Source organism: Paractinoplanes brasiliensis (genome assembly GCF_004362215.1).
In the GTDB taxonomy this organism is placed as follows: domain Bacteria; phylum Actinomycetota; class Actinomycetes; order Mycobacteriales; family Micromonosporaceae; genus Actinoplanes; species Actinoplanes brasiliensis.
On sequence record NZ_SNWR01000001.1, the window covers coordinates 367,332 to 392,695 of the forward strand.

Here is a 25,364-nt window from a genome sequence, read left to right on the forward strand (position 1 = left end):
TGCCCTCCTTCGTCAGGCCTACGGCAACCACGCTATGGCGCTGGGCACGGCTCGAGCAGGGCCGGGCGGAGTGCCGGGCCGGGACTTTCGGCCCGGTGTCACGATGCCGCCCGGCAGTCCGGCCTCACGCCGCAACCGCGACGGGGACAACCGGGATCGTGCCACCGTCGCCGGGATCGAAGAAGTACGCCTCCCTCAGGTCGATGGCCAGCGACACCGGATCGCCGATGGTGACGGGGGTCTGTTGCGGCACCTTCGCGGTCCACAGCTGGGCGCCGGCGGATTCGTCCACAGCGACGGGCATGTCGCTGCCGCCGGCGGGTGATGCGTCGCCCTGCGGGAGGTGGAACAGCACGTGCTTCTCGTCGCCCAGCGACTCGACACCCAGGGGAACGACGTCCAGGGTCGCGGCCGCCTCTCCGGCGTCGGCCGAGAACGAAGCCGGGCGAAGCCCCAGGACGACCGCCGAGCCGAGATAGCGGCTCAGGGCGGGGCGCAGCAGGAGAGCCTCCGGCACCTCGAACTGCCGTCCGGCCAGCTCGACCGTCACCCGCGACGCGTCGCCCCGCAGTGCGACAGTCGCGAAGTTCATGCTCGGCGAGCCCATGAACCCGGCGACGAACTGGTTGGCCGGCACACGGTACAGCTCATCGGGGGTTCCCACCTGTTGCAGGCGGCCCTTGTCCAGGACAGCGATCCGGTCGCCCAGGGTCATCGCCTCCACCTGATCGTGGGTGACGTAGACCGTGGTGACCCGGTACCGCCGGTGCAACCGTGCCAGTTCCGCGCGCATGGAGACACGGAGCTTCGCATCGAGGTTCGACAGCGGCTCGTCGAGCAGGAAGACGCGTGGCTGGCGCACCATCGCGCGACCCATGGCCACCCGCTGGCGCTGCCCGCCCGAGAGCGCGGCCGGCTTGCGTTCGAGCAGATCGGACAACCCGAGCAACTCCGCCGTGCTGCCCACCTTCTCGCGTATCTCGCCCTTGTCGATTCTCCGTAGACGAAGGGCGAAACCCATGTTCTGTTCCACCGTCATGTGCGGGTACAGAGCGTAGTTCTGGAAGACCATCGCGATGTCGCGGGACTTCGGCGCCCAGTCGGTGACCTGTTCGCCGTCGATCGACACCTGTCCCGTGGTCACGTCCTCGAGACCCGCAATCATCCGCAGCACCGTCGACTTCCCGCACCCGGACGGGCCCACCAGCACGAGAAACTCGCCGTCCTCGATCGTCAGGCTCAGATCGTCGACCGCCTTCGACCCACCCGGGAACACCTTCGTCAGGTGGTCCAGTCTCACGACCGACATGGGACACCTCCCTGCGCCACTCCCGCCGTACGCTCGGCAACGGCGATGATCTGTTCAGTACAGCCCGGCCCGCGCGGATGCGTCAGGGTCGTCGGACCGGCCACCGGGTGCCGGATGTCCGCCCGAACAGGGCCGATGAGCCCTCACCCGCGGCGATCGATCGCCGTAGCCTCAAGGTGCAGGGGTGGTGGCGCATGACAGTCCGGGTCTTCTTCCATCGAGGTTCGGGAGACGATCCCACTGCGGTCATGGCAGTGAGCCGTACCGTGCCCGAATCCCCCAAGGTGGCCACAGCGGCCCTTCGCCAACTGGTGAGCGGCCCGACCCGAGCGGAGCGCCACGACGGATACCGGTCGCCGTTCAGCAAGGCGACGGCCGGCATGCTGCGCAGCGTCAAGATCAAGAACAGGGTGGGGTACGCCGACTTCCGCGACTACCGCGAGGAACTGCGCAACTCCACCAGTAGTGCGGGCAGCGCCGCTCTGCTGGCCGAGCTCGATGCGACCTTCAAGCAGTTCGGGACGGTCCGCAGCACGGTCTACTCGATCAACGGAGACGTTCCGGCGTTCTACGAGTGGCTTCAGATGACGCCGCCGGACGGGTTCGGACCGACGCTCGCCGACGCTCGCCGGGCCGCCCGGGCCTTCCTGACCGACGTGGCCGGCATGCGCGATCCGGTCGTTCGGGCGTCGCGGTGGCGCAGCGACTTCATCGCCACGGTCGACGTGCGGGCCGGTTCGCCGACCGGTCCGATCAGCACGGTCACCCTCGGGAAGGGCAAGTCTTCCTTCACCGTCCTGGACGTCACGACCGGAACCATCGTGGTCGACCGCCCGGCCGCCGCGATCACCCCGAGCGACCTGGAGGTCGTCACCTCGCCGATGACGATCAGCGGCCGGGCGCTCGCGTTCGAGGGCAACGTCGCGGTCCGGGTGGTCGCGATCCGCAACGGAACTGTGCGCCAGGTCGGCGCCGGCCAGGTCATCGGCGGCGGGGACGTGATGCGGCCCTTCACCGGCCAGATCTCGTTCACCACCCCGAAGTCGGGCACCGGCTGGGTCGTCGCGTCCGAACGCTCCGCCCGTGACGGCACGATCATCAAGGTGACAGCGGTCCGGGTCGCCTTCGTTCAGCAGCCGGCATGACACCGGGCGGAGGACCGTAGCGGCTGCCACGGCACTGGTCCCGCCACGGCGGAACCGGTGTCAGGCAGCCGCCGACCCCAGATCCGGGGGCACGACAAGGGGATGACGTTTGTCGTCGCGCGCGGCAAGCCTCTCCATCTCGCGCACATACTGCCGCCGATTGATCTCGCCCGAGCTCAGCTGCGAGACCAGGACGCCCTCAAGGCTCTGCGGGGACGCCGATCCCGTACGTCCGTCGGCGTCCTTCCCGTGCGTGGTCTTCTCTGCCTCGGCCGGGGACCCGGTGGGTGATTCGGGCACCAGCGCGATCACCAGGGCGGTGCCTACAACTATCGCCAGCATCATCACATACAGCATCTCGACCACCTCCCGCCTTCCACGTTCGCAAGCAGCCGGGCGTGATCGGCAGGGACCAAGGTCCCGGTACGGAAGGGCAGGGGTCCCGGACAGGATGCGGCAGTCAGGAGGGGGTGCCGGGGTACGCGTACAACTCGATCAATCGATGACGGGCTGCCTGGAGGCGGCCCGCGACGACGTCGAGCATCCGTTCGCTGATCTGGAGGCCGAGATCCGGCGCCTCCGTCATGAGTTCACGCAGGCGCGACGCGTCGACGGCGACAGCACGCATGTCCTCGATGACAGCGGCGCCGAACCTCCACAGGTACGGCGGGCGTGCCCACGACCATCCCAAGACCGAGCCCGCCCCGACCCGTTCGATCTGGATGTCGCCGCGGCCCGGCACGTGAAAGTCGATCGAGACCGTGCCGCTGTGCAGTAACCACAGGTGCTTCGCCGCTGTGTCCTCGCGGAACAGCCGGGTCCCGGCCGGGTGGTGGACCGGCTTGCCCAGCAACGCCAGCCGGTGCAGCCACCCGGCCGGCAGGTCCGACACGAAATCGTGCATGGCAAGCAGGTCGAAAACCGTCAGCGAGGCCACAGCGACGTCCCCTCCTCGTGGTCGAAGCCCCAGGTTAGGAACTCAGGCCCTCGGCGGTCAGGGCCGAAGGGCCCTCGGTCTCGGCGGTGCGGCCCAGCCGTTCGGCGCGCATCTTGATGCCGATCAGCATGCGGCGTTCCATGACGAGGCTGCCCGGCGCCATGACGGCGTTGTAGATGAACGTGCCAACGAAACCGGCAGCCGGCGGCATGACGCGGTTGCGGCTGATCAGCCGGGTGCCACCCGCCACGGGACGGAGCACGAAGGCCCACACCCACAGTCCGTCGACGGACCGGAAGATCAGCGTCCGGTTCTCGTCGCACGTCTCCACCCGCATGGGCGGGGCGTCCTTGCCCAGGGGCAGCTCGTCACCGACGGCCAGATGCTGCAGCTCCGGCACGATCTCGTCGGCGCTGTGCATATTCAGTCCGAAAAGGTTCTCGATCCAGTCGTACGTGTACGCCCCGCCCCGGCCGCTGCCCATCTGGATCAGCCACGGCCACACCGCCGAAGGTGGAGCGGCGATCGTGACGGCCCGTGTGGACACCAGGTCGGCGTCCGGCAGCAGGTCGTCGCCCGGAAGTTCCTCGGCGATCTCGTCCGTGGTGGCGCCCCAGGTCAGATACCAGCGGCGAGCAGGGGCAGAGACAGCAGCCGCCACCAGGCCCGCGGCGGCGACCAGCGTCCAGGTTTTCATCCCGACACCATCACCTTCAGGGCGCCCGAGTGGATCGGGTCGGCGAAGACGTCGTACGCGTCCATGAACTCACCGAAACCGAAGTGGTGCGTGATCATGTGGCCCAGGTCGAGCTGACCGGCGGCCACCATGTCGAGCAGGCGCGGCGTCGAGTACGTGTCGACCAAGCCGGTCGTGATGGTCACGTTGCGGATCCACAGGTCTTCCAGGTGCAGCGTGGCCGGCTTGCCGTGCACGCCGATGTTCGCCACCCGGCCGCCGGGCCGCACCAGGGTCGTGCACAGTTCGAACGTGGACGGCGTGCCAACCGCCTCCATGACGACATCGGCGCCCAGTCCACCGGTCATTGCCCGTACGGTCTCAAGGGGGTCCTGACTGCCGGCGAGCACCGTGATGTCGGCGCCGAACATCTTCGCGGCCTGCAGACGGCTCTGAGCCTTGTCGATCACGACGATGTGCGCGGGCGAGAAGAGCCGAGCCGTGATCACGGCAGCCAGACCGATCGGGCCGGCCCCCACGATCACCACGGTGTCACCGGGCCGGACGCCGCCGTTGAGCACCCCGACCTCGTACGAGGTGGGGAGGATGTCGGCCAGCAGCACCGCCGCCTCGTTGGTCACCTGCTCCGGCAACTTGTACGTGGACAGGTCCGCGAACGGAATCCGGGCCAGCTCCGACTGCACCCCGTCGACGAGGTGGCCGAGAATCCAGCCGCCACCGTTGCGGCACTGTCCGTAGGCGCCCTGGCGGCAATAGGAGCAGATGCCGCACGCGGAAATGCATGAAGCCAGAACGCTGTCCCCCACCGCGAGCCCCGAAACCCCGTCGCCGATCTCGACGACCGTTCCCACGGCCTCGTGGCCGAGCACTCGTCCGGGTTCGACCTCGGGCACGTCACCGCCGAGGATGTGCAGGTCGGTGCCGCAGATGGTGACCGCGTCGACCCGGATGATCGCGTCACGTGGGTCCTGGATGATCGGGTCGGGAATCTCGGTCCACGAGCGCACTCCCGGACCGCCGTAAACAAGTCCTTTCATGACCATCTCCTTTCCTTCCCTCCACGGTCGGCCCGGCGGGACACAGCGGGTAGGGACCTCCGGCCCTACAGTGCGGGTCCTCGGCAGGGCTACCAACGAGGAGAGAGGAAAGGGGTGCGTTCCGGATGACCAGATATGTGTACGACTTCGTGGAGGGGAACAAGGACCTCAAGGATCTGCTCGGTGGCAAGGGCGCCAACCTGGCCGAGATGACCCGGATGGGTCTGCCCGTGCCGCCCGGCTTCACGGTGACGACGGAAGCGTGCCGCGAGTACTTGCACACCGGCTCGATGCCGAGCGGCCTGCTCGGCGAGGTCGAGCATCATCTGCGGATGGTCGAGAACCAGCTGGGCAAGGCGTTCGGCGACGGGGAGGACCCGCTGCTGCTGTCGGTGCGCTCGGGCGCGAAGTTCTCGATGCCGGGCATGATGGAGACGATTCTCGACATCGGGCTGAACGACGTCAGCGTGACTGGTCTGGCCCGGCGCAGCGAGAACGAGCGGTTCGCCTGGGACTCCTACCGCCGTTTGATCCAGATGTTCGGCAAGACGGTGTTCGACGTGCCGGGCGAGGAGTTCGAAACCGAGCTCGCGCACGCCCGCGACGCCGCCGGTGTTCGTAGCGACGCGGAGCTCGACGCCGGGCAGTTGCAGGATCTCGTCAACGCCTACAAGAAGGTCTTCCACGCCGCCACCGGACGCGACTTCCCGCAGTCACCTCACGAGCAGCTCTTCCTGGCCATCGGCGCGGTGTTCCGGTCGTGGAACGCCGAACGGGCCCGGATCTACCGGCGCAAGGAACGCATCCCGCAGGATCTGGGAACCGCGGTCAACGTCATGGCCATGGTTTTCGGCAACCGTGGCGCCCGCTCCGGCACCGGCGTCGCTTTCACGCGTGACCCGGCGACCGGCCGGCGCGGTGTCTATGGTGACTATCTGCAGAACGCGCAGGGCGAGGACGTCGTGGCCGGCATCCGCAACACCGTCGGTCTGGCCGATCTCGAGGCTCTCGACCCGGGTAGTTACCGGGAGCTGCTGTCGATCATGCAGCGGCTCGAGCAGCGTTACCGCGATCTGTGCGACATCGAGTTCACGATCGAGAACGGCAAGCTGTGGATGCTGCAGACGCGGGTCGGCAAGCGCACCCCCGCCGCGGCCTTCGTCATCGCGGCCCAGCTGGTCGACGAGGGCACCATCACGTTGGACGAGGCGCTGCAGCGGGTCTCCGGTGAGCAGCTGGCTCAGCTGATGTTCCCCAGCTTCGACGAGTCCGCCGCTCCCGAGCCGCTGACCACCGGCGTGGCCGCTTCCCCGGGCGCGGCCGTGGGCGCCATCGTCTTCGACAACGCCGAAGCAGCCGCCGCGACAGGCCCCGTCATCCTGGTGCGCCGTGAGACCAACCCCGACGACCTGCCCGGCATGATCGCCGCTCAGGGCATCCTGACCAGTCGCGGCGGCAAGACGTCGCATGCGGCGGTCGTCGCCCGCGGCATGGGCAAGACCTGCGTCTGCGGCGCCGAGGAGGTGCTCGTCGGCGACAACACGCTCAGCGTGAACGGCACGACCTTGCGGGCCGGCGACATCATCTCGATCGACGGCACGACCGGCCGTGTCTACGCCGGATCGGTGCCGGTGAGCCCGTCCAAGGTCGTCCGGTACTTCGAGGGCGAGCTGACCGCGCACGGCGACCCGCTGCTGGCCGCGGTCGAACGCCTGATGATCCATGCCGATCACGTCGCGACACTCGGGGTGCACGCCAACGCCGACACCGGCGCCGACGCCGCCCGGGCCCGTCGTTTCGGCGCCACCGGCGTGGGGCTCTGCCGCACCGAGCACATGTTCCTCGGCGACCGGCGCGTCCTGGTCGAGCGGCTGATCCTGGCCGGGAACGCGGCGGAACGCGACGAGGCGCTCGCCGCCCTGCTGCCGCTGCAGCGGGCCGACTTCGAGGAGTTGTTCGCCGCGATGGACGGCCTGCCGGTGACGATCCGCCTGATCGACCCGCCGCTGCACGAGTTCCTGCCCCCGCTCGAGGAATTGACCGCCCGCGTCGCGAGGGCCGAGGCGCTCGGCAAGGACCCCGGTCACGACGGCGCCTTGCTGAGCGCCGTCCGCCGCATGCACGAGGCCAACCCGATGCTCGGTCTGCGGGGAGTGCGCCTCGGGCTGGTCATCCCCGGGCTGTTCGCCATGCAGGTCCGGGCCATCGCGCAGGCAGCCGCGGCCCGTGTCGCCGCCGGCGGTGATCCCCGGCCCGAGATCATGGTGCCGCTGGTCGGCGCCGTTCAGGAGCTGGAGGCCGTACGTGCGGAGGCCGAGACCGTCCTGGCAAGCGTGCCCGGCGCGCCGCCCATCCGGATCGGCACGATGATCGAGGTCCCCCGAGCTGCGCTGACCGCCGGCCAGATCGCCGGAGCGGCCGAGTTCTTCTCGTTCGGCACCAACGATCTCACTCAGATGACCTGGGGTTTCTCCCGCGACGACGTGGAAAGCGCGTTCTTCGGCCGCTACTTCGACCTGGGCGTGTTCGGAGTCTCCCCGTTCGAGACGATCGACATCGAGGGCGCCGGCGAGCTGGTCCGCATCGCCGTCACCCGCGGCCGGGCCGCTCGGCCGGACCTGACCGTCGGGGTCTGCGGCGAGCACGGCGGCGATCCCGCCTCGGTGCGCTTCTTCCACGACGCCGGCCTCGACTACGTGTCCTGCTCGCCGTTCCGGGTCCCTGTCGCCCGGCTGGAAGCGGGTCGGGCAAACGTCTCCGCTTCTCACTCCGACAGCAGATGAGGAACCGTCATGAGTACGACGTTGGAGGCCCGGCCCGTCGCCGTCCCCGTGTCCGGTGACGTCACGGTCGTTCCCGTCCTGGACGGTGAACGGCCGGTCGGCGCCTGGATCGCCGGGTCCGGCACAGCGACCTTCCGGCCTGTCATCGACATCAATCAACTCGTCGGCACCGTGCTCGGCGGGGCGGCGGTGATCGCCATCGCGCTGGCCGTTGCCGCCGGCCGGCGTCGCTCGGCCGTGGGTGCGGTGACGATGGGACCAGGGGGCTGGGTCAGCATCAAGGGGGCGCCACGTCCGCCTCTGCGGACGTCCACGCCACGGCCGCTGTGGGCCCGTTTGATCGGCGCCCACCCGGCCGGCCTCGACAAACCGTGCCGGCGTCGCTGAGACGCTTCAGTGGGGGTGCTCGCCCAGGAGTCTGGTGGCGAGCACCGCCGCTTGGGTGCGCCGCTCGAGTCCCAGCTTCGTGAGCATGCTGGAGACGTAGTTCTTCACCGTCTTCTCGGCCAGGAACATCCGGGCGGCGATCTCGCGGTTGGTCAGGCCCTCGGCGACGTACTCGAGGATGCGGCGTTCCTGCTCCGTGAGCGCGGCCAGCTCGCGCGGCTGTTCCACGCCGTTGCGGATGCGCTCGAGCACCCGTGCCGTCACCGCGGGGTCCAGCAGCGACTGTCCGGCTGCCACCCGCTTGACCGCGTCGAGCAGGTCGGTGCCGCGAATCTGCTTCAGCACGTAACCCGACGCGCCGGCCATGATCGCGGCAAACAGCGCCTCGTCGTCCTCGTACGAGGTCAGGATCAGCCCCTTGATCGACGAGTCGACCGCCCGCACATCGCGGCACACGTCGATGCCGTTGCCGTCGGGCAGGCGCGCGTCGAGGATCGCGACGTCGGGCCGCAGCGCGGGGATGCGCCGGGCCGCCTCCTGAGCGGAGCCGGACTCGCCGACCACCTCGATCTCGCCGCCGGACTGGAGCAGGTCGACAAGGCCGCGGCGCACCACCTCGTGGTCGTCGAGCAGAAAGACCCGAATCATCCTTCGTTCCTATCTCCGCCGAAGCCGTGCGCCCAGGGCCGAAGGGCCCGGCCGCTGTGCCATTGCTCGCCTGCATCGTAGGCCCTCCGGCCTGTTGCTGCGGGACCTCGCGCTCTGCCGCGCCGCCGCAGAGCGATCGACTCTTGGGAGAGGCGGACGGCTCTGGGAGATGACATGGACCACATGGGGACGGCTCCAGCGGGGACGACGGTTGACGCTCTCACCTCGGACGGCGGAATTGTCGCGATTCGGCCCGTCCGGCCCGGCGACCGTAATGGACTGGCCGCGATGTTCCGGCACGCGAGCGCGGACAGCCTGCGGCTGCGGTTCTTCGCGGCGCCGAGCGAGACGTCCCTCGACGCCGAGGTCGAGCGCCTCTGCCGGCCGGAAACCACCCGGCATCTGACGATGCTGGCCGTCGAGGGGGACGATCTCGTCGGCGTGGCCTCGTGCGAAAGCGGTGACGAGGCGAGTGAAAGGGCCGAATTCTCCCTGTTCGTCGCCGATCAGCACCATGGCCGCGGCATCGGCACCCTGCTGCTCGAGCACCTCGCCGCCCGTGCCCGGCGTGCCGGCATTCAGGAGCTGACCGGGGAGATCCTTCCGGCGAATCGGGACATGTTGCGCGTGGCGCATGACCTGAGCGTTCCGACGTGGACAAGGTTCGACGACGGCATTTTCGACATAGGCCTCGACACGGGCGCCGACGAACGGGCTTACACCGCCCTGGACCGCCGTGACCGTGTCTCGGAACGGGCCTCGCTGCGGGCGCTGCTGTCGCCGGCCTCGATCGCCGTTGTGGGTGCGGGCCACCGGCCTGGCGGTGTCGGGCACGAAACGGCATGTGCGCTGCGCGAGTACGGCTTCGGCGGCCCCCTCTACGTCGTCAACCGGAGTGGCGCCCAGGTCGCCGGCCTCGCCGCGCGCCGACGGGTCGCCGATCTGCCGGCGCCCATCGACCTGCTGGTCGTGGCGGTGCCCGCCGATGACGTGGCCGGTGTGCTCGAGCAGGGCGCACAGATCGGGGTACGCGCGGCGGTCGTGCTCAGCGCCGGGTTCGGCGAGGCGGGCGAGGAGGGCCGGCAGCTTCAGCATGACCTGGTGCGGCTCGCCCGCCGCCACGGCATTCGCCTGGTGGGACCGAACTGCCTCGGCATCGTCAACACCGACCCGCGGGTACGGATGAATGCCAGCTTCGCGCCGTCCGTGCCGGCCTCCGGTGGGCTGGCGGTCGCGGCCCAGTCCGGCGCGGTCGGCGTTGCTCTGCTCGATGACGCCACCCGCGCCGGCTACGGCATCTCCAGCTTTGTCTCGCTGGGCAACAAGGCTGACGTCAGCGGCAACGACCTGATCGCGTACTGGTACGACGACCCGGCGACCCAGGCGATCGCCTTGTACCTGGAGTCGTTCGGCAACCCCCGCAAGTTCGCCCGGACCGTCCGGGCGCTGGGCCGCCGCAAGCCTGTGCTGGCCCTCAAGAGCGGGCGCTCGGCCTCCGGGCGCCGCGCGGGGGCGTCCCATACCGCAGCCGCCGCCGCGCCCGACGCCACCGTCGATGCCTTGTTCGCGCAGGCCGGCGTGATCCGGCCGGAGGACCTCGGGGAGATGACCGACGCCGCACGCATGCTCACCGGCCAGCCACTGCCCGCCGGGGAGCGGCTCGTTGTCGTCGGCAACGCGGGTGGCCTCAACGTCCTCGCGTCCGACGCGGCTGAGGCCGCCGGTCTCACGGTCCCGGCGCTGAGCGCGAGGCTGCGTGAGCGTCTGCAAGCGGTCACCAAGGGCGCCGCGTCCACCGACAACCCGATCGATCTCGGCGCCGGAGCCCCGGCCGCCGCCTTCGCCGCGGCCGCCGAGGCGGTGGCCGGCAGCGGTGAGGCGGACATGCTGCTGCTGGTCGTGATCGGCACCCGATCCAACGACCCGGCCGGGATCGTGCGGGCCCTCGGTGAGGTCGTCGACCGTTATCCGGCTCTGACCGCTGCCGCCGTCGTGGTCGGAGCCGGCGAACTCGCTGACCGGCTGGGAAAGCGCGGCGCTCCGGTTTACGGACTGCCCGAACGAGCCGTGCGTGCGTTGTCGGCCGCTTCCAGGTATGCCGCGTGGCGCCGGGAGCCGCTGGGAGCGCGGCCCCGCCTGACGGGTGTGCGGGAAACTCGGGCGCGTGCCGCGGTCGGCGAGGGGCTGACGGCTGGAGCAGGGTGGCAGCCGTTCGAGCGCACGGCCGCGATCCTGACCGCGTACGGGATCGCTCTGGAGCCGGCGGCAACGGCGATGACCGCCGAGGAGGCGACGGAAGCAGCGGAACGGATCGGTTGTCCCGTGGTGGTGAAGTCCGCCGACCCCGACCTGGTGCACAAGACCGACGTGGGTGGGGTGCGTGTCGGCCTCACCGGCCCGGACGAGGTCCGGGGGGCTTTCGACCAGGTGGCGGCGGTGGGCCGTCCCGGCTCCGGCGTGCTCGTGCAGAAGCAGATCACCGAGCCGGTGGAACTGGTCGCCGGAGTGGCGCACGACCCGTTGTTCGGCTCCGTGGTCCTCCTCGGGCTCGGTGGTGTCCACACCGACATCCTGGGCGACACCGCGTTGCGCCTGGTGCCCATGACCGACCTCGACGCCGGCCGGATGTGGCGCGGCCTGCGTGGCGCGCCCCTGCTCACCGGTTACCGCGGGTCCGCCGCCGTCGACACCGCGGCGCTCGAGGAGTTCCTGCTACGGGTCGGCCGTCTGGCCGAGGACTTCCCCGAGATCGCCGAGCTTGACCTCAATCCGGTTCTCGCCGGACCCGGCGGTGTGGTCGCGGTGGACGCCAAGCTGCGCCTTGCCCCGATCGGCGCCGAACCGGACTCCGCCCTGCGCGTTCTGCGTGCAGCCGACGCCTGAAGGAGGCCGTCATGTCCACAGAGAAAATCGTCGTCGGCTACGACCGTTCGCCGCAGGCGCGCAAAGCCGCGGCCTGGGCGCTTGACGAGGCAACCCGCACCGGCGCGGTCGTCGAGTTCTTCCACGCCTACGAATGGCCGCACTGGGCGCCGGCCGTGTCGATGGTGCCGCCGGTCGCCGTCCTGCCCGCGGAACAGATCCGGCGCGACATGGACAACTCACTTCGTGACGCAGTCGCCTCCGCCGCCAGGACACACCCCGGCGTGACCACGACAACCAGCGTCGCGGATGCGGGCGCCGCGCTCACCCTGATCGACCGTTCCCGGCACGCGCAACTCATTGTGCTGGGCAACCACGGGTACAGCGCCGTCGCGGGGCTCTTGGGCTCGGTCAGCGTCGCGGTCAGCGCGCACGCCTACTGCCCGGTCGTCATCGTCCGGGGCGACGCAGCACGGCAAGGTCCCGTAGTGGCCAGCATTGACGATTCACCGTCCTCACACGCCGTGCTGGGCTTCGCGTTCGAGAAGGCCGCGACAGGGGGCACGCCGCTGGTGGTGATCCGGGCATGGCCGCCGACCGCTGGGGTACGGGACGATCCGCTGTTCGCCGAGGGGAAGGTGCCGATCGGCATCCGCCACCCGTTCGACGAACTCATCAGAGGCTGGCACGCGAAGTATCCGCAGGTCGACGTGACGGCACAAGCCGTGCTGGAGCACCCGGCGGCAACGCTCACCGAGGCCAGTACGACCGGCCGGCTGCTTGTCATCGGCACGCACGGCCGCGGTGTGCTGCGTGGCCTGCTGCTCGGCTCGGTGAGCCAGCATCTGCTGCGGCATGCCTCCTGCCCGGTGGCTGTCGTGCGTGAGACGGCGAGGTGACCAGACATGAACACATTGATCAAGCGCTGGGTACTGGCCGGGATCGACGGCGCCGACCCGGGTGGTCATGCCGTCGACTGGGCGGCACGCGAGGCCTGGCGCCGCCGCCTGCCGCTGCGGATCGTGCACGTGCTCGAGTGGCGGCCGGTGGAGACCGGCGAGGCCGGCAAGACCTATGTCGAGATGGCCTGGACACGGGCGAACGCCCTGACCGGCGAAGCCTCACGCCGAGCCGGTGAGATCGCACCCGGCATCGAGGTACGGGCGGAAACGGTGCTCGGTGAGCCGGCAGGCCGCCTGCTCGAGCTGGCCCGCGACGCGGAGCTCGCCGTGCTGGGGCACCGCGGACGAGGCGGATTCGCCGGCCTTCGCCTGGGGTCGGTCAGCGAGCGGGTCGCCGAGCACGCCCCTTGCCCGGTGGTGGTGCTGAGGGCGTCCCTCGACAGGGAGGGGCCGATCATCGCCGGCGTGGATGCCTCACCGTCGGCAGACGACGTGCTGAGCAGCGCGTTCGAAATGGCGAGCGGACAGGGCCGCGGGCTCGTGGTGATCCACTCTGTCGGTGACACCGCCGGCGAGCCGGCCGATCTCGAACAGCGAATCACACGGTGGCAGGTGAAACATCCGCAGGTGCCCGTCGAGATCCGGATGACGAGCCACACCGCCCGGGACGCATTGACCGAGGCATCGAGTTCCGGGCGCCTCGTGGTTGTCGGCAGTCGCGGTCACGGTCTCCTGCACGCCGCGCTGCTGGGCTCCACCGGTCTGCACCTCCTGCGCCATGCGGCCTGCCCGGTGCTCGTGGCCCGGCCGGTGAGCCCCCGCTGACGGTGGTCGCCCGACCGTTGCCGGAAGGCCGTCCGGCCCTGGCCGGGCGGCCGTCGCGCGGGCAGCGTGGGTGCAAAGAAGGGAGACCACCATGAGCACGCGGCTACGATTGGCCGGCTGCGGTCTGAGCGCCGGCAAGAGGACCAGGTTGCACCGGATTCTCTACCGGCACGGACTCGGCAACGGCACCGCCCTGTTCCTGCCGTACGACCAGGGACTCGAGCACGGACCACGGGACTTCTTCGCCGACCCGATCGCCGGTGACCCCCGGTACATCATCCGCCTGGCGCTCGAGGGCGGCTTCAACGGCATAGCCATCCAGATCGGCCTGGCCGAGAAGTTCTACTGGGACTACGCCGGCGAGGTGCCGCTCATCCTCAAACTCAACGGCAAGACCGACATCCCGGACGACGCCCGTGCGCTGTCACCCGTGCACGCGTCCGTCGAGGACGCCGTACGGCTCGGCGCGGACGCGGTCGGCTACACCCTGTACGTCGGTTCGCCGGCGCAGGATGAGGACTTCGCGCAATACCGCGTCGTGCGCCAGGAGGCCCAGCGGCTCGGCATGCCGCTGATCGTCTGGGCCTACCCACGCGGCCAGGCGATCGAGAACAAGGGCGGCAAGGACTCGTTCTACGCCGTGCACTACGCCGCGCGCGTCGCCAGTGAACTCGGCGCCGACGTTGTCAAAGTCAACTTCCCGCACCCGGAGAAACACACCTCGGTGCCCGCCGACTACACCGCCGAGTTCAGCAGCCAGGACGCGATCGACGCCGTCGTCAAAGCGGCCAACCGTACGATGGTGCTGGTCTCCGGCGGCAGCCGCGCGACCGACGAGGTCATGTTCGAAAAGGCCCAGGAGTCGATGTCCGCCGGCGCCACCGGTCTGATCTTCGGCCGCAACGTCTGGCAGCGCGACCACGAGGAGTCACTGCGTTTCGTCGACCGCCTACGGCAGATCCTCGCCAAATACCCGACCTCGTGAACGGACCTGGATCAGGTTCCCTGTTGGCGGCGGTCGACCCGGAACACGGGATAGTCGTCCGCGATTCGTTCGAACTCCGCCAACGGGGCCCGCCGGTCGACCGGCACATGTGCTCGCGCGCCCGGCGCCACGGCCAGGAAACGCCGCAGAACAGGCGCACGCTGTGCCGCTTCGAGCTCGACCAACTGGACCACTTCACGGCGGCCGTGCCGCAGCACCGCCTTGCCGTGAGCGGCCCTGACATTGGCGACCCAGTTCGCCTCCTGCCCCAGCATCGAGACGAGATAGCGTTCGCCCTGATAGCGGGTCACCACCAAGGGCAGCACCACGGTCGTGCCGGTTCGACGGCCGGTGACCTCGAGCGTGACCCAGTCCGGCGGGGCAAGGATCGCCGCCCCGAACAGCAACGCCGAAAGGCGGTTGAGGGCTCGGGCCACACGTCCCGGCCGCCCGCCGCGGTACATCCGCCGGCGCATCGCATCGGTGATGATCATCGTTGCCGCCTTGCTTCACGAGCGATGTAGACCGGGCAGTCGGCGTGGTGCAGCAGCTGAAGGCCGACGGAGCCGAGCAGCGTGCCTGCGATGATGCCGTGTCCACGGCTGCCGACAACGACCAGCTGAGCCGTGGTGGATGCCGCAACCAGCGCCGCGGCGGCGCTCTCGCCGGTCAGCACGACGTCGACCGGAACCTGGGGGTACTTGTCACGCCACGGCGCCAACTGCTTCTCCAGTGCCGCTCGCTCCTCCGCCTGCGGGCCTGGGCCACAGGCCCTGACGGCGATCAGGGTCGTGTTGCGGCCGGACGCCTCGTCGAGCGCGACCGACAGTACATGCTCCGCCGAGGGCGAGGAGTCGACGCCGACTGCGACCGGCCCCTCGATGAGGTCGCCGCCACGACCGCGCACGACGACCACCGGGCACGGCGCGTGCGTCGCCACGCGTTCGCTGACCGAGCCCAGCAGCAGACCGGAGAAACCGCCCCGCCCACGGCTGCCCAGCACGACCATCTGGGCAGTCTCGCATTCGGCCAGCAGCCGGGGCGCGACCCGGCCGATAACCGGGTCTCCCTCCACCTCGACGTCCCTCGCGCCGACTCGTGCCTCGTGGACGGCGGCGGTGGTCAGGTCCTCGGCGTGCTTGCGCGCCAGGTCGAAGTACTGGTTGCTCATGTCGTACCGCGCCTCACGCCACTCCCAGTCGTAGACGTGAGTGACGCGTAGCGGCAGATGCCGGCGGGATGCCTCTCGTGCGGCCCAGCGCACCGCCGCCTTGCTGGTCTCGGTGCCGTCTGCCGCAGCCATGATCGAATAGGGATACATGACTCTTCCTCTCTGCGTTTCCCTCAGCATCTCCCCGGCCGGGTCACCTCGACAGGGCGACAAGTCCCGGCGGGCCGGCCCCGAAGTCACTCGGACTTCGCCTACCGGCGGGATGACAGGACTTCCGGCCCTGACCCTGTTAGCAGCGCACAGCTAACGTGCTAATTGAGGAACCAGCCGGGAGGAGGCGAGAAGGATGACAACCACCACCAACACGAAGAGCGTGCGCGAGACGCCGCCCGCCAAGCAGTCGGCGAAACCCGAGGAGCGCCGGGAGCGCACCCGCCGGATCGGGCGCGAGATCGGCACACTGGCCGTCAACATGTACGAGCGCGGCGTGGCCGACGTCGTGGCCTTCGAGAAGGAAGCGGCGAAGATCGCGCCGTATCCGTGGGCGAAGACAGCGCTGACCACCAGCGCCGGTCTCGTCGAGGACGTCGGCGCCGCCTACGTCAAGACAGCGCGTCAGATTCTGCGCTAGCAGCACCACAACGCGGAGCAGCCCGGCCGCAACGTCGCGGCCGGGCTGCTCCGACGAGTGTGATCCGGTCAGATGAGCCAGCGGTTCTTCTGCACGAAGGGCAGCGACGCCCACCACTTGCCCAGACCCCACGTGTGGCCGGCGTAGGTGAGCGCGAGCACGATACCGGCCAGGCCGTAGACGACGTGGTAGTCGACGATCGGGTTGGTCGACCCACTGGGCTCACCACCGGTGGTGGTCTTGTCCGGCGGCCACTCCGCCGCCCACATCAACGCCATCATCACCGCACCCGCGACCGCGGCGATCCGCAGCCCGATACCGAGCACGAACGCCACACCGATAGCGAGCAGACCCAGCATGAACAGCCAGTCCGCCCACGCGTCACCGGCGATACCGCGGAAGAAACCGTCGAACGGACCGACCTCGACATTGGACAAGAAACCCTTGGTCGGCGAGCCACCGTTGATCCAGGCCCGGGCCGACGGAGTCGCAAAGCCCCATCCGAAGGTCTTGTCGAAGAACGCCCACAGGAACACAAAACCCGTGGCGATACGCAGCACCGCCAGCATACGCGCAGCGGTGTGGGTGAGCATGGAGCCGGGCGCCTCGACCTTCTCGAGGTGAGCGGCCGACCCCCGGCCGATGGTGGTCATGATGTCCTCCCTGACTATCGATGTGCTTACCTTCCGAACCTGCCGCAGACCCGCCGACGGCGCCCGAGGCGACCAGCCTGAACTGAACGGGACCAAAGTCCGGTCCTCAGCGGTGAGAAGCCGGACGCTTCCGACGACGAGCGGTCCCCGGCGGCCGGATGCGGTCGATGAGCTCCTCCAGCACCGGGCCTGCCACGATCAGCAGGGCCAGCGCCAACAGGATCGCGATGATGACGAACGACATGACGATCACCTCTCCCGGGCGATCAGCACGGGGCACTCCGCATGGTGCAGCAACTGCTGCCCGGCCGAGCCGAGGAGGGCCCCGCTGAGCGGACCCCGCCCGTGACTTCCCACGACCACCAGCTGCCCTGTGGCCGAAGCGGCGACGAGCGCCGCGGCGGCACTCTCGTGCGTGACGACGACCTCGACGCCGACGCGGGGAAATTTCGCCGCCCACGGCGCCAGCAGCTCGTCCAGAGCGGCTCGCTCGGCCGCGTCCTCCGACGGGGTGTCCACGTCGGCCGGCCGTACGTTGGCAAGCCACAGGGGAATGACCGGCAGATAGGAACGGACCACGGTCAAGGCCGCACCACGGGCCGCGGCCGCCTCGAAAGCCACCCCGAGCACATGCTCGGCGGCGGGCGAATCATCCACCCCCGCCACCACCGGTCCGTCCGGCCCCGCCCGGCCCCGAACGATGACCACCGGGCACGGCGCTTCCGACGCCATGCGCTGGCCCACGGAACCAAGCAGCAGACCGGCGAAACCACCGCGGCCACGATTACCGACAACCAGCATGACCGCGCCACGAGCGATTTCGAGCAAGCGGGGCGCCGCGCGCCCGATGAGCGTGCTGGTCGCGATCTCGATCCCCGGAGCAACGGCCCGGGCGCGAGCGCGAGCCGCCGACACGGTGGCCTCGGCAACGGCCTGCGCGACGTCGACATAATCCGTGCCGACGGTGAAGCGCGACTCGTTCCAGTCCCAGTCGAAAGCGTGCGCGATTCGCAGGGAGGCCTGACGTCGTCCAGCCTCACGGGCCGCCCATTCGACGGCCGCGGTACCGCAGGCCGTGCCATCCGTGCCCACCACGACGCTCGGGGTCCTCATGGCCTTCTCCCTTCGAGCTCCTGCCTCATCGTCAGGTGTGGCTGAGAAAAGGTGCAGGGCGTCAGGTCCCGTCCGAAAGGCCACAAGTCCCGGATCTGCCACGGGCGGCGCCCCGCACGTCCGGACGGGACCATTGACTCCGACAGTGCTGACAACAGGCCGTGCCGGACATGCAGAGCAGCCGCCTACCCTGCGGATATGAACACGGACTCGTCATCACTGCAGGCCAAGCCGGTGATGGTCGGCGTGAACGGTTCACATCCCGGGCCTGTTCTCGTGGACTTCGCGGTGGCCGAGGCGGTCCTGCTCGGGGTGCCGCTGGTCGTCACGCACGTCTGGCCCGGTCGCTACACAGGAGCCTTTCGCGGACGGGGTGCGGTCCCCTCGCCGGCCGACGCACAGCGGCTGCTGGCACTCTCGGCCGAACGCGCTCGCATGATCGCACCGGGTCTCGCCGTCAGCACCGAGTTGCTCGACGGTGGCGCCGGCGACGTTCTGAGCAGGGCCACGGAAAACGCGAGCCTGCTGGTGGTCGGTCACCGCGAGGAGGCGCATCCGAGGTCAGCGTGGGGCTCGACGACCGCCTATCTGGCGCACCACACCGCCTGCCCGCTGATGATCTATCGAGGTTCCGTGCCGGCGGACGGGCCGGTCGTGGTGTCGGCCTCCGCACGGCTCGACGGCGACACCACCCTCGCGTACGCCTTCGCACGCGCTCGCCAGACGGGTGCCTCCCTCGTGGTTGTTCACATGTGGATGCGACCGGGCGCCGAGGACGGTATTCCGCCCGTGGTGACCGCAGGAGGATACGCGGAGGAGCGGGCCGCGGCGGAACGAACCCTGACGTCAGCGCTCGCCCCCTTGGTTGTGAGGTTCTCCGACGTCGCGCTGGAACGCCTCGTCGTTCATGACCGCGACATGGCCAACACGCTCGAGCGAGCACTGCGCCGAGGCCGTCTGATGGTCGCCGGCACCGGCCGCAGTGGCGCCTTTGCCGAGATCCTCTGCGGCGCCGCGGATTCCCGGATCGGCCGGCGATCGACGTGTCCCACCGTGCTCATCCCATCAGGTCTGCCCGCGCGTGCCGGAGCCGGCCGTACCGCTGCCGACGGCGTCCGACGGGAGATCCGATGACGACCATGACCGCCGCCCCCGTGACGCGCGAGATTCTGACCGACTGCGTACGCACGGCCACAGCGGCCCCGTCTCTGCACAACAGTCAGCCGTGGCTCTTCCGGATCCGCGGTTCCCGGATCGAGATGTACGCCGATCCGACGCGCCGTCTGGACGTCGTGGACCCCGACGGCCGCGAGCAGTTCATCAGCGTCGGCGCAGCGGTGTTCACCCTGCGCCTGGCCATCCGCCGCGCCGGCTTCGGCTGCGACCTGGACCTGCTTCCCGATCCGGCCCGGCCGGATCTGGTGGCCCGGGTGGCCGCCATGCGGCCCCTCCCGGTCAGTGCGGGCGTGGAGGCGCTCGCGGCCGCTGTTCCGTACCGGCACACCAACCGCTGGCCGTTTGCCACCACGCCCGTGCCGGACGACGTGCTCGGTCGCCTGCAGGACGCCGCCCGCCGGGAGGGCACCATGCTGGCCGCGACACGGCCACCAGGCCGCGATGCCGTCCTTCGTCTGGCCCGCTCGGCCGATCACCAGCTCTATGAGCGGCCCGGCTACCGTGCGGAGCTGGCCGCCTGGGCCGCGCCGGAGGGCCGGTCGGACGGTATCCCGCGCTGGGCGCTGGGCGCGGGCGACGCGCTCAACATCCTGCCCATGCGTACCTTCGCCGAGCCGGCACGGCCACGCGACCGTTTCGAGCCGTCTCCCATCATCCTGGTGCTGGCCACCGCCGGCGACACCCGGGCCCACTGGATCCGGGCAGGTCAGGCTCTGCAGCGAGTGCTTCTCACCGCAACCTGGTACGACCTTGCCACGATGCCGTTGAGTCAACCGGTCGAAGTTCCGTCGGTCCGGCGTCTGCTCATCGACCCCGGCTCCGGTTTGTCGGCCCAGATGGTCCTGCGGATCGGCTACGGACGCACGATCGGCCGCACACCGCGCCGTCCGATGACCGAGGTGCTGTTGCCGAACGTCCGCCGGGCGGCCCGGAGGACTTCCGGCCCGCCGACCCATGACGGAATACTCAGGTGATCTTGCCGCGGGCGCGGGATGGTCGAAGCAGGATTCACCGAGGAGGAGCGATGTCGCCGGCTACCTTGACACGCCCGTTCACCCGGCCGGACCCGGCGCCGTCGCTCGATGCGGCGTTCAGCAGCAACGGGCCGGTTCTGGTCGCCGTTGACGACGAAGCCAACGCGGCAGTCCTGCTGAGCCGGGGGCATGACGCGGCGGTCCGGTTGGGGGTCACTCTGCGTGTCGTCTACATCTGGTCGCGGTGCCGCCCGCCGGACTGCTCCCATCACCGGCGGTGCCATCAGGACATGGAAGGGGCGAACCGCTTCTCGAGACGGCTGCTCGACGAGCATCTTCCCGAGGCGACAGCGCCGGTGGAACGCGAAGTAGTGCATGACGAGAACCCGGCGAGCGCTCTCGCCGCGCTCAGCGTCGGCGCGAGTCTGCTGCTCATCGGCGCCGAGGCGGCCGGTGGGGCTGTGGGAGAGACCACGCGGGCACTTCTCGGCCGGGCGGCCTGCCCCGTGACCGTCGTACGGGATCATCGTCGTTCCAGCGCCTCGGTGAACTGATGGCCCGTACGGGCGCCCTGATCCTGCTGCGGCACGGTCAGAGTGCCGGCAACGCAGCGGACGTGTTCACCGGCTGGTCCGATTCCCCGCTCAGCGAACTGGGCAGGTCGCAGGCACGCGGGGCGGCGGAGACGTTGCGGCGGCTCGGCGTCTCACCCACCGTCGTGCACACCTCCCTGCTCCGCCGGTCCATCACCACCGCAGAGATCGTGACGGACAGCCTGGGCTGTGGGTGGGTTCCGGTGTGCCGCACCTGGCGGCTCAACGAGCGGCACTACGGGGCCCTGACCGGCCGCCGCAAACGCGCGGTGGCAGCCGAAGTCGACTCCTCGGTGTTCCGTGCCTGGCGGCGTTCCTTCGCGACGGCCCCACCCGCGATGAGCGAACGTCACGCCGCGGCGATGTATGCCGATCCTCGCTATGCCACGCTCGGTCCGGAGGCCCGGCCGCTGACCGAGAGCCTTGCCGACGTCTGGGTGCGGATGCGGCCGTACTGGACCGATGTTCTGTATCCCCAGCTGGCGGCCGGCGGCACACCGCTGGTCGTGGGTCACGGCAACAGCCTGCGAGCCCTCGTGATGTTCCTGGAAGGGCTCAGCCCGGCCGAGGTGGAGCTGCTGGACGTCCCGACCGCCGCACCGATGCGCTACGAGCTCGACCAGCGGGGGCGGCTGGTCGCCGGCGCCGGCGGGCGATATCTCGATCCGGTCACCGCCCAGGAGCCGATCAGGACCGGCCCCGGATGATCGTGGCCGGCCGAGTCCCGGCCGCGCCACGGCGTCGGGACTTAAGTCCCGAGTTCCGTCGACGATCGACCCGGGCGGTGGACGGCGGACGGCGAGGATCGTCGGGGGTGACGACCCGGCAGGCCGGTTCCCGGCCTGGGAAGGAGACCCCGATGACTATCTCAGCCACCGTGGACGCGCTGGTCACCGGCGCTCAGAAGGCGCTCGCCGATTACTCGCCCCTCGATCAGGAACAGATCGACCGGATCGTCAAGAAGGCCTCCGTGGCCGCTCTCGACCAGCACGCGCGGCTGGCCCGGCTCGCCGTTGAGGAAACCGGCCGTGGCGTCTTCGAGGACAAGGCCGTCAAGAACATCTTCGCCTGCGAGCACGTGACCCACGGGATGGCCAAGGTGCGCACGGTCGGGGTGATCAGCGAGGACGAGATCAACGGCATTGTCGAGATCGCCGACCCGGTCGGCGTGGTCGCGGGCATCACGCCCGTGACCAACCCGACCTCGACCACCATCTTCAAGGCGTTGCTGGCGCTCAAGACCCGCAACCCGATTGTGTTCGCCTTCCACCCGGCCGCTCAGCGGTGCAGCGCGGAGGCTGCCCGCGTGGTACGCGACGCGGCTGTGTCCGCCGGCGCGCCGGAGCTGTGCATCCAATGGATCGAGGAGCCGTCGGTCGAGACCACCACGGCGCTCATGCACCACCCCGGAATCTCGACCATCCTGGCCACCGGCGGCAACGCCATGGTGCGGGCCGCCTACTCCGCGGGCAAACCCGCGCTGGGTGTCGGCGCCGGCAACGTTCCGGCATACATCGACGCCACAGCCAAACTCGAGCGGGCCGTCCACGACATCGTGCTGTCCAAGTCCTTCGACAACGGCATGATCTGCGCCTCCGAACAGGCCGTGATCGTTGACGACGAGATCTACGACGCGACGCTGACCGGGTTCGGCCGGCTGCACGCCTACCTCGCCACGGTTGAGGAGAAGGCGATGCTGGAGCAGTTCATCTTCGGTGTGGGCGCGAACGGCTCCGGGTGCGACGGGGCCCGCCTCAACGCGGATGTGGTGGGCCGGTCGGCGGCCTGGATCGCCGAGCAGGCCGGCTTCCACGTGCCGGAGCAGACCTCGATCATCCTCGCCGAGGTCGAGGAGGTCGGGCCGGCCGAGCCATTGACGCGGGAGAAGCTGGCGCCGGTCCTGGCGGTGCTCCGTGCCCGGTCACGTGAGGAAGGCATGCAGCTGGCCGCCGAGATGGTGGAGTTCCACGGGCTCGGTCACAGTGCGGTCATTCACGCCGAGGACGAGGACCTGGTCAAGGAGTTCGGCCGCCGGATGAAGGCGGTCCGGATCATCTGGAACTCCCCCGCGTCCCAGGGCGGGATCGGGGACATGTACAACGCTTTCCTGCCCTCGCTCACCCTGGGTTGCGGCAGCTACGGCGGCAACTCGGTGTCGGACAACATCTCCGCCGTCAACCTGATCAACATCAAGCGGATCGGGCGCCGCACCAACAATCTGCAGTGGTTCAAGGTGCCCTCGAAGATCTTCTTCGAGCCGCACGCCATCCGTTACCTGGCTGACATGCCCGAGGTCGAGCGTGTGACGGTGGTGGCCGACGAGACCATGACCCGGCTCGGGTTCGTCGATCGGGTCAACCGGGTGCTGCAGAGCCGGCCGAACCGGATCGCTCTGCAGATCATCGACGACGTGGAGCCCGAGCCGGAGATGACGACGGTGGAGCGCGGCGCGGCCCTGATGCGCTCCTTCCGCCCCGACACGATCATCGCCCTGGGCGGGGGCTCGGCCATGGACGCGGCCAAGGTCATGTGGCTGAAGTACGAGCACCCCGAGGTCGACTTCGACGACATGCGCGAGAAGTTCTTCGACATCAGGAAGCGTGCGTTCGCCTTTCCCGCCCTCGGTGCGCTGGCGCGGCTGGTGTGCATCCCCACGACGTCGGGCACCGGCGCCGAAGTGACCCCGTTCGCGGTCATCACCGATCACCGCACCGGCAAGAAGTATCCCCTGGCCGATTACGCGCTCACCCCGACGGTCGCCATTGTCGACCCCGAGCTGGCTGCCAGCCTGCCGCGCACCATCGCGGCGGACAGCGGCTTCGATGCCCTGACCCACGCCATCGAGACGTACGTGTCGGTCTATGCCAACGACTTCACCGACGGCCTGGCCCTGCACGCCATCCGCCTGATCTTCGCCAACCTCGAACGATCGGTCACGACGGGAGATCCCGAGGCACGCGAGCACATGCACAACGCCGGAACAGTTGCCGGAATGGCCTTCGGCAGCGCCTTCCTCGGGGTGGTGCACGCGATGTCACACACGTTGGGCGCCACCTTCCACATCGCGCACGGGCGCACCAACGCGGTCCTGCTCCCGCACGTCATTCGCTACAACGGCACCGTGCCGTCCAAGCTGTCGAGCTGGCCGAAGTACGAGAGCTACCGGGCGCCGGAACGCTTCGCCGACATCGCGCGGACCCTGGGCCTTCCGGCCGCTACGCCCGCGGACGGGGTGGCCTCCCTCGCCGAGGCGGTGGAGAAGCTGCGTGACGCCGTCGGCATCGAGCCCTCGTTCGCCAAGATCGGCGTCGACGAGGAAAGCTTCCTCGCCGCTCTGCCGCAGCAGGCGCTCAACGCGTACGAGGATCAGTGCGCGCCGGCCAATCCGCGGATGCCGATGATCGACGATCTCGAGCGCCTGATGCGGGACGCGTACTACGGCTGACCACCGCGAAGACAGGACCTTCGGCCCTGACCAACCGTGCGGTCGCAGGCCACGGTGAACGGCACACTGTTCTGGAGGTTTCCACCGTGACCGGGTACGACGACGAGGACCTACGAGCGGCCGCGGAGGCCGGCCGGCACGCACCCTCGATGCACAACAGCCAGCCGTGGCTGTTCCGCTTGCGCGACGGCGCCGTCGAGATCCTGGCCGACACCACCCGGCAGCTGCCCGTCGCCGACCGCTCCGGCGGGGCAGCCCGGCTGGCTTGCGGGGCCGCCTGCTACAACGCCAGGCTGGCGCTGGCGGTCCGCGGCCGGCCGGCGGAGGCATTGCTGCGTCCGGCCGTGGACGAGCCGGAGCTGCTGGTGCGGCTCGTCCCCGAGGCGAGCCGCAGGCCGACCTCGGCCGAGCGCGCGCTGTTCGCCGCCATCCCCCGCCGGCACAGCAATCGGGCGCCGTTTCACCCCGACCCGGTGCCACCGGCGATCCGGATCAAACTCATCGAGGCGGCCCGGGACGAGGGAGCATGGCTCGACCTGCTGGTCGGCATGACCGCGATGACCGGCTTCGCCGAGATCGCCGGCAGCGCCGATCGGGTCCTGCGGCGAGATGGCCTCTACCAGGCCGAAATGCTGGGGTGGACACACGCCGGCCTGGCCGCCGACGGCGTACCGGCGGGCGCCGGGGCGCCCCTGCCCGAACCGTACGACCTGCTGCCGCAACGGTTCTTCGGCACGCAACGACGTGTGGACGGCGAGGACTACGAACCTGAGCCGTTGGTGGCCGTGCTGGGAGTGAGCGGCGACCTGCCGATCGACCACCTCACCGCCGGTCAGGCCCTGCAGAAGGTCTTGCTCACCGCCACCGAGGCCGGTCTCGCCGCGTCGATGATCTCGCAGCCCATCGAGGTCGGCGCCGCCCGCGACCAGTTGCGCCGCTCGCTCGGACGCTCCGGCTTCCCGCAGATGACGATCCGTCTGGGCTACGGCGATCCCACCGTCCCGGCACTGCGGCGTTCCCTCGACGACGTCCTGGTCCATCACCCCGCCGATCGGCGCTGACTGCCGGAGGTCGAAAAGCCCTCTGCTCGG

General features: G+C 69.7%; 25 protein-coding genes. 14 read left to right on the forward strand and 11 right to left on the reverse strand.

Annotated features, from left to right (window positions below):
• Nucleotides 1-124: 124 nt before the first annotated feature.
• A complete protein-coding gene (locus C8E87_RS01455) occupies nucleotides 125-1,309 on the reverse strand; it encodes an ABC transporter ATP-binding protein (RefSeq protein WP_133871393.1) in 1,185 nt (394 codons plus the stop codon).
• A 248-nt stretch (nucleotides 1,310-1,557) separates the two neighbouring features.
• Between C8E87_RS01455 and C8E87_RS01460 the strand changes: the two genes are divergently transcribed.
• Nucleotides 1,558-2,454 (forward strand): Gmad2 immunoglobulin-like domain-containing protein, encoded by an 897-nt coding sequence (locus C8E87_RS01460; RefSeq protein WP_166661024.1) that lies wholly within the window; start codon nucleotides 1,558-1,560, stop codon nucleotides 2,452-2,454.
• Between the two features lie 60 nt (nucleotides 2,455-2,514).
• Here the strand turns inward: C8E87_RS01460 and C8E87_RS01465 are convergent, their stop codons facing one another.
• The 4 genes from C8E87_RS01465 to C8E87_RS01480 all read right to left on the reverse strand — a co-directional run bounded on the left by C8E87_RS01465 (nucleotide 2,515) and on the right by C8E87_RS01480 (nucleotide 5,125).
• The gene (locus C8E87_RS01465) at nucleotides 2,515-2,820 is read right to left on the reverse strand and encodes a hypothetical protein (protein WP_166661025.1); all 306 of its coding nucleotides are present in this window, start codon (nucleotides 2,818-2,820) and stop codon (nucleotides 2,515-2,517) included.
• Nucleotides 2,821-2,914: 94 nt separating this feature from the next.
• Entirely contained in the window at nucleotides 2,915-3,391 is a 477-nt protein-coding gene (locus C8E87_RS01470; RefSeq protein WP_239080619.1) for a Crp/Fnr family transcriptional regulator, read from the reverse strand.
• A gap of 34 nt (nucleotides 3,392-3,425) precedes the next feature.
• On the reverse strand, nucleotides 3,426-4,088 hold the full coding sequence (locus tag C8E87_RS01475; RefSeq protein ID WP_133871396.1) for an SRPBCC family protein: 663 nt from the start codon (nucleotides 4,086-4,088) through the stop codon (nucleotides 3,426-3,428).
• Nucleotides 4,085-5,125 carry a zinc-dependent alcohol dehydrogenase family protein gene (locus tag C8E87_RS01480; RefSeq protein WP_133871397.1) on the reverse strand — a complete coding sequence of 347 codons (1,041 nt, stop codon included), beginning with the start codon at nucleotides 5,123-5,125 and terminating at the stop codon, nucleotides 4,085-4,087. Before C8E87_RS01480 ends, C8E87_RS01475 begins: the two co-directional genes overlap by 4 nt.
• 125 nt (nucleotides 5,126-5,250) lie before the next feature.
• On the opposite strand from C8E87_RS01480, the gene ppdK reads away from it, so the two are divergent.
• Entirely contained in the window at nucleotides 5,251-7,908 is a 2,658-nt protein-coding gene (gene ppdK / locus C8E87_RS01485; protein ID WP_133871398.1) for a pyruvate, phosphate dikinase, read from the forward strand.
• A gap of 9 nt (nucleotides 7,909-7,917) precedes the next feature.
• Complete coding sequence (locus C8E87_RS01490) at nucleotides 7,918-8,295, forward strand: hypothetical protein (RefSeq protein WP_133871399.1); 378 nt, start codon at nucleotides 7,918-7,920, stop codon at nucleotides 8,293-8,295.
• 6 nt (nucleotides 8,296-8,301) lie between these two features.
• Here the strand turns inward: C8E87_RS01490 and C8E87_RS01495 are convergent, their stop codons facing one another.
• Entirely contained in the window at nucleotides 8,302-8,943 is a 642-nt protein-coding gene (locus C8E87_RS01495) for a response regulator (RefSeq protein ID WP_133871400.1), read from the reverse strand.
• 183 nt (nucleotides 8,944-9,126) lie between these two features.
• On the opposite strand from C8E87_RS01495, the gene C8E87_RS01500 reads away from it, so the two are divergent.
• From C8E87_RS01500 to C8E87_RS01515, 4 genes are all read left to right on the forward strand, one after another.
• Nucleotides 9,127-11,826, forward strand: a complete 2,700-nt coding sequence (locus C8E87_RS01500) for a bifunctional acetate--CoA ligase family protein/GNAT family N-acetyltransferase (RefSeq protein WP_133871401.1) — start codon at nucleotides 9,127-9,129, stop codon at nucleotides 11,824-11,826.
• 11 nt (nucleotides 11,827-11,837) lie between these two features.
• Entirely contained in the window at nucleotides 11,838-12,704 is an 867-nt protein-coding gene (locus tag C8E87_RS01505; RefSeq protein WP_133871402.1) for a universal stress protein, read from the forward strand.
• A 6-nt stretch (nucleotides 12,705-12,710) separates the two neighbouring features.
• Nucleotides 12,711-13,532 carry a universal stress protein gene (locus C8E87_RS01510; RefSeq protein ID WP_133871403.1) on the forward strand — a complete coding sequence of 274 codons (822 nt, stop codon included), beginning with the start codon at nucleotides 12,711-12,713 and terminating at the stop codon, nucleotides 13,530-13,532.
• Nucleotides 13,533-13,623: 91 nt separating this feature from the next.
• The gene (locus tag C8E87_RS01515; protein ID WP_133871404.1) at nucleotides 13,624-14,517 is read left to right on the forward strand and encodes a class I fructose-bisphosphate aldolase; all 894 of its coding nucleotides are present in this window, start codon (nucleotides 13,624-13,626) and stop codon (nucleotides 14,515-14,517) included.
• A gap of 11 nt (nucleotides 14,518-14,528) precedes the next feature.
• Here the strand turns inward: C8E87_RS01515 and C8E87_RS01520 are convergent, their stop codons facing one another.
• The gene (locus tag C8E87_RS01520; protein ID WP_239080621.1) at nucleotides 14,529-15,011 is read right to left on the reverse strand and encodes a nitroreductase/quinone reductase family protein; all 483 of its coding nucleotides are present in this window, start codon (nucleotides 15,009-15,011) and stop codon (nucleotides 14,529-14,531) included.
• Entirely contained in the window at nucleotides 15,008-15,838 is an 831-nt protein-coding gene (locus C8E87_RS01525; protein WP_133871405.1) for a universal stress protein, read from the reverse strand. Before C8E87_RS01525 ends, C8E87_RS01520 begins: the two co-directional genes overlap by 4 nt.
• A gap of 196 nt (nucleotides 15,839-16,034) precedes the next feature.
• Here C8E87_RS01525 and C8E87_RS01530 point away from each other — a divergent pair, with 196 nt between their 5' ends.
• On the forward strand, nucleotides 16,035-16,319 hold the full coding sequence (locus C8E87_RS01530) for a hypothetical protein (protein ID WP_133871406.1): 285 nt from the start codon (nucleotides 16,035-16,037) through the stop codon (nucleotides 16,317-16,319).
• A 68-nt stretch (nucleotides 16,320-16,387) separates the two neighbouring features.
• Here C8E87_RS01530 and C8E87_RS01535 read toward each other — a convergent pair whose 3' ends face one another.
• The 3 genes from C8E87_RS01535 to C8E87_RS01540 all read right to left on the reverse strand — a co-directional run bounded on the left by C8E87_RS01535 (nucleotide 16,388) and on the right by C8E87_RS01540 (nucleotide 18,085).
• Nucleotides 16,388-16,972, reverse strand: coding sequence for a DoxX family membrane protein (locus C8E87_RS01535; protein WP_133871407.1), 585 nt, complete (start codon nucleotides 16,970-16,972; stop codon nucleotides 16,388-16,390).
• A 106-nt stretch (nucleotides 16,973-17,078) separates the two neighbouring features.
• Nucleotides 17,079-17,216, reverse strand: a complete 138-nt coding sequence (locus C8E87_RS43435; protein ID WP_166661026.1) for a hypothetical protein — start codon at nucleotides 17,214-17,216, stop codon at nucleotides 17,079-17,081.
• 5 nt (nucleotides 17,217-17,221) lie between these two features.
• Nucleotides 17,222-18,085 carry a universal stress protein gene (locus C8E87_RS01540; RefSeq protein ID WP_133871408.1) on the reverse strand — a complete coding sequence of 288 codons (864 nt, stop codon included), beginning with the start codon at nucleotides 18,083-18,085 and terminating at the stop codon, nucleotides 17,222-17,224.
• Between the two features lie 237 nt (nucleotides 18,086-18,322).
• Between C8E87_RS01540 and C8E87_RS01545 the strand changes: the two genes are divergently transcribed.
• From C8E87_RS01545 to C8E87_RS01570, 6 genes are all read left to right on the forward strand, one after another.
• Nucleotides 18,323-19,219, forward strand: a complete 897-nt coding sequence (locus tag C8E87_RS01545; RefSeq protein WP_275409153.1) for a universal stress protein — start codon at nucleotides 18,323-18,325, stop codon at nucleotides 19,217-19,219.
• A complete protein-coding gene (locus C8E87_RS01550) occupies nucleotides 19,216-20,235 on the forward strand; it encodes an Acg family FMN-binding oxidoreductase (RefSeq protein ID WP_239080623.1) in 1,020 nt (339 codons plus the stop codon). The genes C8E87_RS01545 and C8E87_RS01550 overlap by 4 nt, the downstream gene beginning before the upstream one ends.
• Nucleotides 20,236-20,285: 50 nt before the next feature.
• Nucleotides 20,286-20,789 carry a universal stress protein gene (locus C8E87_RS01555; protein WP_133871410.1) on the forward strand — a complete coding sequence of 168 codons (504 nt, stop codon included), beginning with the start codon at nucleotides 20,286-20,288 and terminating at the stop codon, nucleotides 20,787-20,789.
• Complete coding sequence (locus tag C8E87_RS01560; protein WP_133871411.1) at nucleotides 20,789-21,535, forward strand: 2,3-bisphosphoglycerate-dependent phosphoglycerate mutase; 747 nt, start codon at nucleotides 20,789-20,791, stop codon at nucleotides 21,533-21,535. Before C8E87_RS01555 ends, C8E87_RS01560 begins: the two co-directional genes overlap by 1 nt.
• A 152-nt stretch (nucleotides 21,536-21,687) precedes the next feature.
• Nucleotides 21,688-24,273 (forward strand): bifunctional acetaldehyde-CoA/alcohol dehydrogenase, encoded by a 2,586-nt coding sequence (adhE, locus tag C8E87_RS01565; protein ID WP_133871412.1) that lies wholly within the window; start codon nucleotides 21,688-21,690, stop codon nucleotides 24,271-24,273.
• Nucleotides 24,274-24,359: 86 nt separating this feature from the next.
• The gene (locus tag C8E87_RS01570; RefSeq protein ID WP_166661027.1) at nucleotides 24,360-25,334 is read left to right on the forward strand and encodes an Acg family FMN-binding oxidoreductase; all 975 of its coding nucleotides are present in this window, start codon (nucleotides 24,360-24,362) and stop codon (nucleotides 25,332-25,334) included.
• The last annotated feature ends 30 nt before the right edge of the window (nucleotides 25,335-25,364 follow it).